This window comes from Pseudomonas sp. GW456-12-10-14-LB2, from assembly GCF_002884345.1.
GTDB lineage: Bacteria > Pseudomonadota > Gammaproteobacteria > Pseudomonadales > Pseudomonadaceae > Aquipseudomonas > Aquipseudomonas paraglycinae.
On the sequence record NZ_POHV01000256.1, the window covers coordinates 1 to 252 of the forward strand.

At 62.3% G+C, this 252-nt stretch carries 1 protein-coding gene; it reads right to left on the reverse strand.

Features of this window, described 5'->3' with window-relative positions; all coding sequences use genetic code 11:
* A partial coding sequence (locus C1X29_RS30145) for a hypothetical protein (protein ID WP_146023334.1) occupies positions 1-252 on the reverse strand: 252 nt, incomplete at both ends.

Genomic DNA, 252 nt, shown 5'->3' on the forward strand with positions numbered 1-252 from the left:
GAGCAGCTTTTCTTCCGGCGTCATCGGGCTTTCGCCCTTCGGCGTGATCTTGCCGGCGAGAATGTCGCCCGGCTCGACTTCGGCGCCGATGTACACGATGCCGGCTTCGTCGAGGTTGCGCAGCGCTTCCTCGCCGACGTTCGGGATATCGCGCGTGATGTCTTCCGGCCCGAGCTTGGTGTCGCGCGCCATGACTTCGAATTCCTCGATGTGGATCGAGGTGAAGACGTCGTCCTTCACGATACGCTCGGA